Source organism: Candidatus Izemoplasmatales bacterium, assembly GCA_041649275.1.
In the GTDB taxonomy this organism is placed as follows: Bacteria; Bacillota_I; Bacilli_A; order Izemoplasmatales; family Hujiaoplasmataceae; genus UBA12489.
In genome coordinates, this window is sequence record JBAZNL010000002.1 from 165,305 (window position 1) to 180,150 (window position 14,846).

At 64.5% G+C, this 14,846-nt stretch carries 9 protein-coding genes; all 9 read left to right on the forward strand.

Annotation, left to right across the window (positions count from 1 at the left end; all coding sequences use genetic code 11):
* The first annotated feature begins 2 nt into the window (after positions 1–2).
* From WC509_03515 to WC509_03555, 9 genes are read left to right on the forward strand one after another with little or no spacing between them, the layout of a single operon-like run.
* Positions 3–1,889, forward strand: a complete 1,887-nt coding sequence (locus WC509_03515) for a hypothetical protein (protein MFA5006519.1) — start codon at positions 3–5, stop codon at positions 1,887–1,889.
* Positions 1,890–1,910: 21 nt separating this feature from the next.
* Complete coding sequence (locus tag WC509_03520) at positions 1,911–3,434, forward strand: extracellular solute-binding protein (GenBank protein MFA5006520.1); 1,524 nt, start codon at positions 1,911–1,913, stop codon at positions 3,432–3,434.
* A 44-nt stretch (positions 3,435–3,478) separates the two neighbouring features.
* Positions 3,479–6,463 (forward strand): hypothetical protein, encoded by a 2,985-nt coding sequence (locus WC509_03525; GenBank protein MFA5006521.1) that lies wholly within the window; start codon positions 3,479–3,481, stop codon positions 6,461–6,463.
* Positions 6,453–7,364, forward strand: coding sequence for a sugar ABC transporter permease (locus tag WC509_03530; GenBank protein ID MFA5006522.1), 912 nt, complete (start codon positions 6,453–6,455; stop codon positions 7,362–7,364). The genes WC509_03525 and WC509_03530 overlap by 11 nt, the downstream gene beginning before the upstream one ends.
* Before the next feature lie 2 nt (positions 7,365–7,366).
* Positions 7,367–8,311 (forward strand): carbohydrate ABC transporter permease, encoded by a 945-nt coding sequence (locus tag WC509_03535; GenBank protein ID MFA5006523.1) that lies wholly within the window; start codon positions 7,367–7,369, stop codon positions 8,309–8,311.
* The gene (locus tag WC509_03540) at positions 8,311–10,410 is read left to right on the forward strand and encodes a YIP1 family protein (GenBank protein ID MFA5006524.1); all 2,100 of its coding nucleotides are present in this window, start codon (positions 8,311–8,313) and stop codon (positions 10,408–10,410) included. The genes WC509_03535 and WC509_03540 overlap by 1 nt, the downstream gene beginning before the upstream one ends.
* Positions 10,403–12,727 carry a DUF5696 domain-containing protein gene (locus WC509_03545; GenBank protein ID MFA5006525.1) on the forward strand — a complete coding sequence of 775 codons (2,325 nt, stop codon included), beginning with the start codon at positions 10,403–10,405 and terminating at the stop codon, positions 12,725–12,727. Before WC509_03540 ends, WC509_03545 begins: the two co-directional genes overlap by 8 nt.
* Positions 12,724–13,830, forward strand: a complete 1,107-nt coding sequence (locus WC509_03550) for a sugar ABC transporter permease (GenBank protein ID MFA5006526.1) — start codon at positions 12,724–12,726, stop codon at positions 13,828–13,830. Before WC509_03545 ends, WC509_03550 begins: the two co-directional genes overlap by 4 nt.
* Positions 13,831–13,840: 10 nt before the next feature.
* The gene (locus WC509_03555) at positions 13,841–14,800 is read left to right on the forward strand and encodes a carbohydrate ABC transporter permease (protein ID MFA5006527.1); all 960 of its coding nucleotides are present in this window, start codon (positions 13,841–13,843) and stop codon (positions 14,798–14,800) included.
* The last annotated feature ends 46 nt before the right edge of the window (positions 14,801–14,846 follow it).

The window sequence follows — 14,846 nt, forward strand, 5'->3', positions numbered from 1 at the left end:
GCATGGGACGATCCCCCGCCTGCCGGCGGTTCCTTGCGGCAATGACGTCGTTTCTGGTCGCAACGCTCTTTGCGTGCGGTTCCACCACGACGGCGACGACCGCGACGACGGCCTCCACGGAGAAGACGATGACGACCGCGACGACCGCGCCGGCCGACCTGATCGGCCGGATCGACCTCATCACCCCCACCCCATCCGTCGGATCGCTTCTCGAGTTCGGCCTCTACGAACCCGAGGGGACGCTTTCGATCCGCGACGCCTACAACCCCTACGACTACGAGGAGATCGCCGTCACGGCCACCTTCGCGAAGCCTTCCGGGGACACCGTCCGCCAAGTTGCCTTCTGGTACCGGGAATACGACGAACTGCGCCTGATCGGCGCCGTCTACGACGCCGAAGGCTTCCTCACCGCCGGTCAGGAGACGGTCCGCTGGAAGGACGGCGGAATCAGCCATTACCGCATCCGCATCAATCCCGACGAAGCGGGGGAATGGACGTGCGAAATCGCCGTCCGTCTCGGCGGCGAAACCGTCCAGACGCTGGCGACCGGCTTTACGGTCGCGGAAGCGGCGACCCCGGTCCGCGGCATCATCGGGATCGACCCGACGAACGGCCGCTCCTTCGTCTACGCCGATGGCGGGACCTACCTTCCCGTCGGCGCCAACCTCGCCTGGTGGAACAGCGCCCTCGGCACCCACGACTTCTGGAACTGGTTCAGGTCGCTGTCCGCGGTCGGCGGGAACTACGCCCGCGTCTGGCTCGCCAACTGGTCGTTCTCGCTCCACAAGGACGCCTACGACGACTTCGACACGCGCCAGTCGGTCGCGATCCGCCTCGACCATCTGGTCGAATTCGCGGAGGAGGCCGGCGTCGGCGTGATGTGGACGCTCCTCAACCACGGCCAGTTCTCCTCCACCGTGAACCCGGAATGGGGCGCGAACGCCTACAACGCGGCCAACGGCGGGATGTGCGACCTGCCGATCGAGTTCTTCATCAAGAAGGAAGCGAAGGCCGCCTACAAGAACGAACTCCTCTACATCCTCGCCCGCTACGGATACAGCGAAAGCGTGTTCGCGTGGGAACTCATGAACGAGGTCGACTGGATCGACGGGTATTCCGATTTCGCCGTCACCGCATGGCATGACGAGATGGCGAAGTTCATCCACGAAAACGACGCCCACGGCCACCTCGTCACCACCAGCTACAAGTACACCTTCGGCACCCCGGCCTACGCGCTTTCGTCGATCGACTTCGTCGCCGTCCACAGCTACGCCTATGGCGGCGTCGACTTCTACGACAAGCTCCAGGACGAGCAGGCGACCCTCTGGGGACGCTACCACAAGCCGGTCTTCTTCGGGGAGATCGGCATCGACTACCGCTCCGGGGCGGGCACGTACGAACTCGATCCCTACGGGACGACGATCCGGCAGGCCGCCTGGGGCGGGCTGCTCGGCGGCGGCTCGGGCACGGCGATGCACTGGTGGTGGGACTCCTGGATCCAGCGCTACGACCTCTGGGACCGCTTCGCCGGCGCGGGCGCCTTCGCCGCGCGGATGGACCTCTCCGGACGCGCCTTCACCCTCCTCGCGGAGGACGGCTCGGCGACCGTTCCGACCGTCGGCGCGAAGCTCTTCGGAATCCGCACCGAAGACGCCGTGTACGGCTACGTCTACAACGACGCCTGGAGTTCCTGGAATCCCGATCCCGCCGCCGTCGAAGGCGTCGAGGTCGCGCTCTCCCTCGCCGCCGGGACCTGGCGGATCGAACTCGTCGACGCCCTCACGGGCGCGATCCTCTCGACGGAAGACGTCTCATCCGACGGCACCGTCGTCCTCAATCTCGGAACCGTCGCCCAGGACCTCGCGTTCATCGCGAGCCGGGCGGAATGACACTGACATAAGGAGATTCCCATGAAGAAGCTTTTGCTCTCGCTCATCGCCCTCGGCGTCGCGTTCGCCGCCGTCGCCTGCGACCAGACCACCACCGCCACGACCGCCCCCTCGACGCAGACGTCGACGGGGACGACCACCACGCGTCGCACCGCGACCACCACGATCGACTCGTTCTGGGACGAGGACGCCAACGGCATCCCCGACTGGCAGGAGGAGACGATCACCCTCAAGTACGCCTCCTGGCAGCACACCTCGCTCGACGTCGTCACGATCGAGTCGCTGATGGTGCAGGCGTTCACCGAGAAGTACCCGAACATCACCGTCGAGATGCAGATCATCGGCTCCGGCGAGGAGTGGGACGCGAACATGATGATCGCCTCCGAATCGGGCACGCTGCCGGACGTGTTCCTGATCAACCGGCTGAAGAACTCGCTGCCCTACAACATCGTCGCCGACATCACCGACTACTACGAGAACGACCCGGACACCGACTTCATCTTCCCGTCGGTCGCCGACCTCGGTACCTACAAGGGCGTCCGCTACGCCGTCCCGACCTTCATCTATCCGCAGGTCTGGATCGTCAACAAGGACATCCTCGACGCCGCCGGCGTCGCCTTCCCCGGCTACGACTGGACCTACGAGCAGGCCGAGGCGATCGCCGCCGCGACCACGAACGAGAACACCCACGTGATCGGCATGTACGGCTGCGAGTTCTACACCCGCGAACTGCCGAAGATCCTCAAGGTCGAGGCCGCGACGAACGAGGGCGAACTCGCCGCCGCCCGGTCCTGGTACGCCTACACCTACGACGGAAGCGGCTTCCACTTCGACGACCCGGTCTTCCTCTCGGCGATGACGAAGCTCACCGACGCCCTCACCGGCGGCTGGTGCACGCAGTCGCTCGACGCAGAGACGCTCGAGGCCTGGTACCTCGACCCGGCCTACACGCCGCAGTACAACGGCAAGGTCGCGCTCTGGCGAGAAGCGACCTGGAGCGTCAAGAACCATTTCGCCGAGATGCTCTTCGACTGGGACGTCTATCCCGGACCGGACGGCACCATGGGCGGCAACACCGACATCGCCGGGATCTCGACGACGTGCGATCATCCGGCCGCGGCCTACCAGCTCCTGAAGTGGATGTCCTACTCCGAAGAAGGCCTGCTCACGCGCTTCCAGCTGTTCGAGGACTATTCCGAACAGGTCACGATCTCGGCCAACAACTACGGCTACCCGGTCGTCGACTACGGCATCGACGGCTACGGCGTCAACCAGGTCTGGGAGGCGATCCCCTACGGGATCACCGCCCCCGGCTTCGAAAGCCCCGAATTCATGGAGGCGCTCCGCAACGGCGCCTACTGGGTCAACAAGGAAACGATCGGCTGGGACGAGGCGGACGCGATCGGCTACGCCTACATCTACCAGGTGATGGCCGGCGAGACGACCTTCGCCGCGATCCAGGAAACCTTCCAGACCGAGGCGATGCAGGCGATGAACGCCGCCCGCGCCGCGCTCGACGCGCTCATCGCAGAATACCGGAACTAGCATGAATTCCGGCGCCGCCACGGCGCCGCGCACGGGGTGATTCCATGAAACGATTCCTCCTCATCACGACCTTCCTCCTCTGCCTCGCGACCGTCTCGACGGTCCGCGTTTCGGCGTTGGAGGCGGCCTACGGGGCCGCCGCCGACATGACCGACGACGCCGTCCTCGAGATTCCGAGCTTCCGCGACGAGACGTACTACCGCACGGTCCGCGCCTGGCTGTCGGAGTACGACGCCCCGGCCTTCGCCGAGACGCGGTGGACGGCGGAAGACGCCGTCGCGGACAATCCGGGTGTAACCTTCGTCCCGGACGACGGATTCGGCGGACAGGTCGCATCCCTCGCGGCCGGCGAGACCGTCGCCGTCACGGTGACGGTTCCGGCCGAGGGGCTCTATGAACTCGCCCTCGACTTCGCCATGACCGACGCGTTCTACACGATCCCGACGGTCGCCCTGGCGGTGAACGGCTCCAGCCCCTACAGCGAGGCCGACTCGCTCGAACTCGACGTCGCGTGGACGGTCGTCCCGCTTTCCGAAGACGTGCGGTACAACCGCTACGGCAACGAGCTCCTTCCCGACGCGGAGGGGGTCCTCGGCTGGTCGACCTACTGGATCGACGATGCGGCCGGGCTCTCCGCCGGGCCCTGCCTCTTCCTCCTCGTGGAAGGCGACAACGAGATCGCCGTGACGGCCGGGAACCTTCCCGTCCGGATCGGCGGAATCCGCATCCGCGGGCGCTCCGCCGCCGTTTCCTACGCCGACTACCGCGCCGCCGCGGCGGCCCTTCCGGACGAATCCGACGGGGCGATGATCACGATCGAGGGCGAAGGCTTCGCGCTGAAGAACGACCTCGAGATCAAGCCGAGCTACTACAAGGAATCGGCGATGACCCCGTACGCCTACATGACGACCGTCCTGAACCAGCTCGACGGCGGCTCGATGGCGCGCGGCGGCACCAAGGTCACCTACCGCTTCACGGTCGACAAGCCGGGGTTCTACGCCCTCGGCCTCAAGGCCTACAAGCGCGACAACGCCGGCGTCGCCGCCGTCAAGACGATCTACCTCGACGGCGCGGTGCCGTTTCGGGAGTTCTCCATGGTCGCCTTCGACACGACGCGCCGGTGGGAGAACGTCGTCCTCGGGGGCGACGATCCCTACGAACTCTACCTGACCGCGGGCGAACACACCCTCACGCTCGAATCGACCGCCTCGGCCTACGCGGACGCGATCGACCGGCTGACCGCGATCATGGACTCGATCTCCGCGATCAGCCTCACGGTCCAGACGATCACGGGCGGGAATCCCGACGACGCGGTCGACTGGAACATCCTCAAGTACATCCCCGACCTCGAGGCGACCCTCCTGTCGCAGGCGGACGAGCTCGAAGCCCTCTACGACGAACTCGACGCCTTCGACGCGATGCGGTCGGCGCCCGAAATCTCGACCTTGAACGTCGCCGCCAAGCAGCTCCGGCGGGTGGCGCGGACGCCCAACAAGATCGGCTCGAAGCTCGCCCAGTTCAGCGAGGGCAGCGGCTCCGCCTACCAGCTGGTCGGCGCCGCCGTCGCGGCCCTGCTTTCGCAGCCGCTTTCGGTCGACCGCCTCTATCTCTTCGACGGGGCCGACCTCCCGAAGCCGACCGGATCGTTCTTCACGCGGCTCTGGCACGGGATCCTCTCGTTCGTCTATTCGTTCTTCGATGCGCGCTACAACGACACGGGCGCCCCGGAAGGGACGCTCGAGGTGTGGGTCGGGCAGTCGACGCTCTACCTCGACATCATCCAGTCGATGATCGACACCCAGTTTTCCGCCGACACCGGCATCGAGGTCAAGTGCTCGGTGCTCGCGAGCGGATCGAAGATCGTCCTCTCCAACGCCACGAACGACAATCCCGACGTCGTCCTCTCGATCGACGACTGGACGCCGTACTCGTACGCGCTCCGGGGAATGATCGAGGACCTTTCGACGTATCCCGGGTTCGACGAGACGGCCGCGGCCTACGTCAGGAACAACTTCACGCCGATGATCTTCGAGGACGGCGTCTACGGGATCCCGGAGACGCAGTCGGTGTTTCTCCTCTATTACCGCGCCGACATCCTCGACTACCTCGACCTCGAGGTGCCCGACACGTGGCAGGACGTCCTCGACATCCTGCCGATCCTGCAGAGCCACCGGATGAACTTCTTCCATCCCCTCGGCGGCGCGGACGCATTCAAGGGCTACGGCTACACGACGCCGATCATCTACCAGATGGGCGGCGAGATCTTCACCGAAGACGGGATCGAGACGACCCTCAAGGACCCGACTACGGTCGAGGCGATCCGCTTCATGACCGATCTCTTCACGATCTACGACATGCCCCTGCAGGTGTCCTCGTTCTTCGAGCACTTCCGATCCGGCGACATGCCGATCGGGATCGCCGGCGCCGACATGTACCTCTCGCTCAAGTACGCCGCCCCGGAGCTCTCCGGGCAGTGGGGCGTGACGGTGATGCCGGGCATGGACGCGGATGGCGACGGCAGCGTCGAACGCTACGGCACGACCTACGGAAAGGCCTCGATCCTGTTCTCCAACTCGCCGATGAAGGACGAAGGCTGGGAACTGATCCGCTGGTGGAATTCGACCGCGACCCAGATCGACTTCATGCAGAAGATCAAGACCGGACTCGGGGAGAAGTTCCTCCAGATGTCCGCGAACATGCCGGCGCTCGAAGCGTCGGTGTGGGACGAGGACGTCAAGGGGCCGATGATCCGGCAGGCGCAGTGGTCGCGGATTCCCGCGATCACCCCCGGATCGTACGTCGTCGAGCGCGAGCTCTCCTCGATCTGGAACAAGATCGTGATCGACCTCGAGAACGTCTCGGTCGCGATCAACGCCTCGATCCCGCGGATCACGCGCGAGCTGAACCGCAAGTTCGAGGAGTTCGGGTACCGGACCTCGACCAACCCGGACGGCAGGGAGTACCTGGTCGCGATGGAATCGAACATCGCGCGCTGGATCGAAGGGGGGTATCTTGGCGATGAGCGCTGAACTCGCCCTGAAAAAGAAGAAGCGGTTCAACACCGCCTATCTCTTCGTCGCGCCGTACTATGCGGTCTTCTTCACCTTCGTGGTGGTCCTGATCGCGATCTCCGCGGCCCTCTCCCTCACCTACTACGACACCATCAACTTCCCCTCGTGGGTCGGGCTCCAGAACTACGTGACGCTGTTCACGCAGGACGCCGACTTCATGCAGTACGCCTTCCCGACGACGATCAAGTACGCCCTCGTCATCGGTCCCGGCGGCTATGCGCTCTCGTTCTTCATGGCATGGGTGCTCGCGCAGCTCACCCACAGGGTGCGCACCGTGATCGCGATCATCCTGTATTCGCCGTCGCTCACCAACGGCATCCTCATGTCGGTGATCTGGAAGGTCGTGTTCTCCGGCGACGCGCGCGGCTACCTGAACTACTGGCTGCTCTCGCTCGGCTTCATCAACGAACCGATGCAGTGGCTCCAGGACTCCTCGTTCATCTTCGGGATCATGCTCTTCGTCGGCATCTGGTCGTCGATGTCGGTCGGCTTCCTGGCGATGCTCTCCGGCATCCTGAACGTCAACCGCGAGCTCTACGAGGCCGCCTACGTCGACGGCATGAAGTCGCGCTGGCAGGAGGTCTTCTACATCACGATCCCGTCGATGAAGCCGCAGATGCTCTTCGGCGCGGTGATGGCGCTCGTCGGCACGTTCAACGCCTCGGGCCTCGCCTCGGCGCTGTCGGGGTCGACGCCGCCGCCGCAGTACGCCGGCTGGCTGATCGTCGACCACATGAACGACTACGGCTTCGCCCGCTTCGAGATGGGCTACGCCTCGGCGATCTCGGTCGTCCTCCTCCTGGTCGTGCTCGTCTTCAACCGCGTGGCCACGAGGCTGTTCGGCGAGAGGAGGGACTGACCGTGAAGGAGAAGAAGCCCCTCACCAGGACCGAGAAGGCGATCCGCCGCTTCAAGCGGATGAAGAAGAACCGCCGCGCCCGCTTCCTTGGCACGATGATCAACCCGACCCGCTTCCACAAGAGCCAGATCAAGTTCCTCCTGATCCTGGTGCCGATGCTCGCGGTCACGATCCTGCCGCTCATCTTCATCGTCTCGCACGCCTTCAAGCCGCTCGACGAACTCTACGCCTACCCGCCGCGGATCTTCGCCTCGCGGCTCACGCTCGACAACTTCGCCAACCTCTTCACGGTCGCCTCGCAGACGGGCGTGCCGTTCTCCCGCTACCTCTTCAACAGCCTCGTCTCCTCGGCGCTCGTGATCTTCCTGTCGATGCTGATCGGGTCGCTCGCGGCCTATTCGTTCTCCTTCCTGAAGTACAAGGGGAAGCAGACGATGTTCGCAATCAACCAGGTCGCGATCATGATCGTCCCGGTGGCGGTCGCGGTCCCGCGCTTCATCGTCCTCTCGGCGCTCGGGATCACCGACACGATGTGGGCCCACGTGATCCCGCTGCTCGCGATGCCGGTCGGCGTGTTCCTCGTCAAGCAGTTCATGGACCAGGTTCCGCGCGAACTCTACGAGGCGTCGGTGATCGACGGCGCGAACAACTTCCAGATCTACCGGAGCGTCGTCCTGCCGCTCGTCAAGCCGGCGCTCGCGACGGTCGCGATCCTCTGCTTCCAGGCCGCCTGGAACAACTCCGGGACCTCGGAGCTGTACGTCACGAACGAAGCCCTCAAGACCCTTCCGTACTATTTCTCGACGCTGACGCTGGGGACGTCGGCGATCGCCGCGCAGGGGATGAGCGCGGCCGCGAACCTGATCATGTTCGCGCCCAACATCATCCTCTTCGTGGTCCTGCAGAACAGCGTCATGAACACGATGGCGTACTCGGGGATCAAGTGATGAAGGCGAAGAAGCTTCTGATCGTCGTCCTGACGGCGATCCTGACGTTTTCCTTCGCCGCGGCGCGCGCCCCGCGCGCCGAAGCGCTCTCCGCCTACCGCACCTACACGCTCGACCGCAACGGCCGGCTCGTCACCACGAACGAGGCCTACGAGGCCGTCGGGATGATCCGCCAGCTCTCCGACGGGACCACCCTGTCGGGCGCGAAGGACCTCTTCATCGACGCCGGGGGCTACCTCTACGTCGCCGACACCGGCAACCGCCGGATCGTCGTCCTCGACCCGGACTACCAGGTCGTCTGCAGCTTCGGATCCGACCTCCTCGTCAAGCCGCTCGGCGTCTACGTCCGCGACGGGCTCGTCTACATCGCCGACTACGGTCTGGGCGCGCAGGCGACCGACCTCGGCGCGATCCACGTCTACGCCTTCGACAAGGACACCGCGACCGCGACCCTCGCGGCGTCGCTCTCGACGCCGGAATCGGCGCTCCTCGAGGTCGACGGGTTCATCTTCCGGCCGATGAAGATCGCGGTCGATTCCGACCACACGATGTACATCGTGAACGAAGGCACGACCTCGGGCGTGCTGATGGTCAACGCCGACAACCATTTCGTGAACTACTTCGCCTCGAACTCCGTCGAGATCTCCTTCTGGGACCGGATCCAGCGGATCGTCTACCAGAACAACGAGAACGTCACCCTGACGAAGAACATCCCGACGCCGGTCGCGAACGTCACCCTCGACGGCAAGGGCTACTTCTACACCGTCACCCAGACGGCGATCTCCGACTCCGCCACCGGCTCCAACCTGAAGAAGGTGTCGATCGGCGGCACGAACTACTTCCCGACCGACATGTACGTCTACCGCGACGTCGTGGACGCCGCGACGGGGGCGGTCGGCAACGTCTACGCGGTCACCTCGCGGGGCTTCCTGATGGAATACGACAACCGCGGGAACCTGCTCTTCCAGTGGGGCGGCGAAGGCACCGCCAACGACAAGCTCGGCCTGTTCCTCTCCGCCTCCGCGGTCGCCGTCGACCCCGACGGCAACGTCCTCGTCGTCGACGACCACGCCAGCCGCAACTCGATCCAGATCTTCCGCGAGACCGGCTTCGCGAGCAAGGTGCACGAGGCCCTCGACCTCTACAACCAGGCCCGCTACGTCGAGTCGATCGGCGTCTGGACCGACGTCCTCCGCTACAACTCGATGTTCGACATGGCCTACGAGGGCATCGGTCTCGGCTACATGATGAACGAGCAGTACGACCTCGCGCTCGAGAACTTCGAGATCGCCTACGACAAGGCCGACTACTCCGAAGCCTACTGGGAGATCCGCAACCTCTGGATGACCGAGCACTTCGGCACGCTGTTGATCGCGACGGCCACGGTCCTCGCCGTCGCCTTCGCCGCCGCCTGGGCGGACCGGCGGTTCCGCATCTTGTCCCCCGTCCGCAAGGCGGTCGCCTCCCTCGGCGGAATTCCGCTCTTACGAGAGACCGCGTACATGTTCCGCTTCATCCGCCATCCGGCGGACGCCTGCTACGAGGTCAAGGCGAAGAAGAAGGTCTCGGTCGCGACCGCGTTCTTCGTGCTCGCGCTCCTCTTCGGGCTCTACGTCGTCTCGATGGTTTCGACCGGATTCGTCTTCAACGGCTTCGTGATCGAGGAGACGATCCTCGTGAACGAGGCGCTCGCGATCGTCCTGCCGATCCTCGTGTTCGTCTTCGCGAACTACCTGATGAGCTCGCTGATGGAAGGCGAGGGCACCCTCAAGGCGACCTTCGTCAACACGATCGGGGCGCTCATGCCGGTCTTCCTCGTGTTCCCGTTCGCGATCCTGGTCTCCAACGCGATCACCCTGAACGAGTCGTTCCTGTACACGTTCTCGATCGCGGGGATGCTTCTGTGGAGCGGTGTGCTGCTCTTCTTCAACATCAAGGAAACGCACAACTATTCCGTCGGCCAGACCGTCGTCAACCTCTTCCTCACGGTCCTGATGATGGTCGTCCTCATCGTCGTGATGATCATGGTGTACCTGATGGTGCTCCAGGTGGCCAATTTCGTCGGCGACGTCGTGAAGGAGCTGATTCTCCGTGATTAGGAAGAAACTGGTCCTCGCCGCGCTCGTCGTCGTCTTCTCGGCGGCCTTCATGGTCCCCGTCCTCTCCGCCCTCCGGGACGGCCGCACCGGCATCTCGATCGAGGCCTCCTACGCGCTCTCGACAGGCTCGAACTTCTTCGGCAAAGTCGAGGACACGACCCCCGCACCGGTCCCCGACGACGTCGCCGCGACGCTCGTGACGAAGCAGTACGCCCTCGTCGCGACCGTCGGCGACCTCTCCCTCTACGTCCGCGAACGCTTCTTCCAGATCGCCGTGTACGATGCGGCGGCGGACTACCTCTGGTACTCCGTCTATCCCGAGTACCTGTCGCTCGGCTACTCGGGCGCGTCCCGCTTCTTCATCGAATCGGGCGTCGTGATCGAATACTACAACATGGACAATATCCAGCAGGAGGATTCGAAATCCTACCTCTCCGGATCGAAGTACAACGTCGGGATCACCTACGACTACGAGACCGTCGCGGACGGCGTGCTCGCGCACCTCGACTTCGCCGACCTGGCGATCAAGTTCGACGTCGTCGTCCGGCTCGACGAAGGCCGGCTCGTCGTCTCGATGCCGCGCGACTCGATCGTCGAGGAGCAGATCGAGGAACCCTTCCTCAATCTCGACGGATCGACCGGCATCCGGATCGTCGAGAACAAGCTGAAGGCGGTCTACCTCTTCCCGTACTTCGGCGCGAACAACTACCAGATCAACGGCTACGCCTTCGTCCCGGACGGTTCGGGGGCGCTCCTCCGCTACACCGACCAGCGGTCCGCGACCGCCTACGTCGAACGCATCTACGGCGTCGACGAGGGCATCGGCCAGTCCGAGACCACGGCCGCCTCATGGTATCTGAACGAGGAGCTGACCGCGACCCTCCCGGTCTACGGGATCAACCACGGCTACCGCCAGGCGGCCTTCCTCGCGGTCGTCACGGCCGGATCGGGGACGACGGAGATCCACTCCTATCCCTACGGCTACATGACCTACACGATCAACACCACCTTCTTCAAGTTCATCGTGCGCGAACGCTACACGATCCAGACGTCCTCGAACGCCTCCGACTCCTTCCAACTCATCAACAAGGATCCGTACCCCTCCGACTTCACGGTCGAGTACCGCTTCCTGGCGGGCGAGGACGCCTCCTACGCCGGCATGGCCAAATCCTACCGCGACTTCCTCGGGATCGTTCCCGACGGCGCGGCCGGACGGGCGGCGACGCTGATCCAGGCGATCGGACTCGATTACAAGCGCGGTCTCTTCGGAAAGGACTACGTCGCCGCGACGACCTACGCCGACCTCGACCGGATCGTCACCGAACTCGGGGACGCGGGCGTCGACCTCGACGTCGCCTACCTCGGCTGGAACGCCGGCGGCTTCTACGACAACGTCGGCGCGACGCCGCGGGCCTCGACGCTCCTCGGCGGCACCGTCGCCTGGAAGGACCTGGTCGCGGGACTGGCCGCCTCCGGAACCGGTCTCTACGCCTACGCCGACCCGCTCGTCGCCTTCTCGGCGGCGCTCGGCGACGGCGTCGTGAAGAAGATCACCCTGACCAACTTCGCCACCGACGCGATGGTCACCTCGCTCTTCCCGGGCGTCTGGTTCCGAAGCCCCGCGGCCGTCGCGGAGTCGATCCTCGACGTTGCCGCCCGGTACGAACGCCTCGGCGTCGGCGCCTTCGCGCTCGACACCGTCGGCGAGGAACTCTTCAGCTACCGCGAGGACGGCGTCGACCGTTACCGCGAACAGACGCTGGCGATCCTCACGGCCGAACTGGCGGAACTGGACGCATACGACCTCGCGCTCTACCGTCCGAACGGATATCTCTGGAACCTGATCGACGCCTATCTCCTCGCGCCGATCGAGTCGAACAAGTACGCCTACGTGACCGACTCGGTGCCGTTCGTCTCGCTCGTCCTGCACGGCGCGGCCGACCTCTACTCGCCGTACGTGAACTACGTCTCCGACGATGCCGTGTTCGCCCTCCGGCTGATCGAGTACGGCATCATGCCTTCCTTCCTGATCACCGCCGAGCCGACGCATCGGCTCCGCTACACCAACTCCGCCTACGTCTACACCTCGCACTACGACCTCTGGAAGGACACGATCGCGGCGATGCACGCCGAGGTCGGAGGCGTCCTCGGGACCGTCGCCGGCGAGACGATGACCTACCACCGCTACGTCGCCGACGGCGTCGCCGAGACGACCTACGGAAACGGCGTCCGGATCTACGTGAACTACGGCGAGACCGACTTCAACGCCGGCGGGACCACGGTCCCGGCCGGATCCGCCCGGGCGGTGAGACCGTGAAGCGGCTTCTTCGGAAGTTGTACGACACCGTCCTCGCCAAGCCGGTCGCGGGTCTGAAGACCCTCATCGGAAAGGCGTCGCGGGCGCTCACGTCCAAGGTCGTCGAACCGCTGCGGGTGTGGCGGATCCGGACCGTCGACCCCGTCCTCGCGAAGGTCGGACGCGCCCTCGGGCTGCCCACCGTCGCCCGCTTCCTGCGGCGGATCCCGCAGAAGTGGAAGAACATGCTCTACGGATACCTGTTCGTGATGCCCTGGCTCTTCGGCCTTGGGTTGATCGGGATCCCGCTGCTCTCCAAGTCGATCCGGATGGCGCTCTCGGAGAAGTACTACTTCATCACCGGGGTCGGCTGGCAGATTTCCGGCGAATGGTACGAGTTCACCCAGTTCAAACGCATCTTCGCCGACCAGCCGTGGCATCTCGAACAGATCGTCGGCACCTTCCAGGACGTCGCCCTCGTGGTGCCCCTGGTGGTCGTCTTCGCCCTCATCCTCGCGCTCATGCTCAACCAGCGGATCAAGGGACGCGCCGTCTTCCGGACGATCTTCTTCATCCCCGTGATCCTGCTTTCCGGCAACATGCTCTCGAACTTCTCGAACAGCGGCCTGCTCACGGTCCCGGCGATCGCGAACGGCACGATCTCGCGGCTCCTCGCCGAGTACTTCCCGGAATTCTTCGCGACGATCGTGACGACCGCCTTCACCAAGATCGTCCTGATCCTCTGGCTCTCCGGGGTGCAGATCCTGATCTTCCTCGCCGGCCTGCAGAAGATGGACCGCTCGACCTACGAAGCCGCCGAGATCGACGGCGCCTCGATGTGGGAGACGTTCTGGAAGATCACCCTGCCGGCGCTGATCCCGCTCATGTACATCAACGTGATCTACACCACCGTGATCTACGCCAACCTGTCGAACAACGCGATCGTGCAGATCATCACGACGCGGTCGTCGGAACAGGGATCGCTCTCGGGGACGCTCGTCGACCAGATCAACTTCGGCCGCGCGTACTCGGCGGCGCTCTCGTGGATCCTGTTCGCGATCGAACTCACCGTCATCGGCGCCTATGCCGGCATCATCCGGCTGGCGTCGAAGCGGTACGAATAGGAGGCCGGCCATGACAACCAACCGCAAGGCGAAGTTCCGCCGGCTGATGCTCGGCCGGCGCGGCAACGACGGCCTCCTCTTCAAGATCGTCATGTACGTCCTGCTCGTCGGCATCAGCTTCATCTTCCTGTATCCGCTCCTGTCGATGCTGTCGATGTCGGTGATGTCGCTCGAGGACCTGATCGACGCGACGATCGCCTGGATCCCCCGCAACCTCACCCTCGCCAACTACGCGACGGCGTTCTCCTGGATGAACTTCGGCGAGGCGCTCAAGGCGTCGCTTCAGGTCTCGGTCTACCCGACGCTTGCGACCGTCGTCTCCTCGGCGCTCATCGGCTACGGCTTCGCCCACTTCCGGTTCTTCGGGAGAAAGGCGCTGATGGCGCTGATGGTGGCGATGTTCCTGATCCCCTCGGTCCTCACCTACATCCCGACGACGGTCCTCTACAACGACCTCTCCGTCTTCGGGATCCCGCTGAACCTGACCGAGTCGATCCGCGCCTTCACGATCCCGGCGATGCTCGGCAACGGCATCCGCCAGACGATCTTCATCCTCATCTTCTACCAGTTCTTCCGCATCATCCCGAGCGAACTCTACGAGGCGGCGGCGGTGGACGGATCCGGCGTGGTCCGGACCTTCCTCACGATCGCGGTCCCGATGGCGGCGCCGGCGTTCCTGATCTGCGGGCTGTACTCGTTCGTCTGGTACTGGAACGAGACGGCACTCGCCCGCGCCTACTTCGGGAACACCTACACGACGCTCCCGATGGCGCTCGAAGCCTACATCAACACCTACCGCTCGCTGTACGCGCAGGGCCAGGTCAACCTCGACTCGGTCTCCTCGACGTACAACCTCGGCGTGCAATACGCGATGACCCTGATCACGATCGTCCCGCTTCTCGTCGTCTACCTCTTCCTGCAGAAGTGGTTCGTCGAGGGCGTCGACCGTTCGGGCATCGCCGGCAACTGATCGACCCAAGGGATTTTCGCAACAAGAAAATACAGATGGAGGAAAA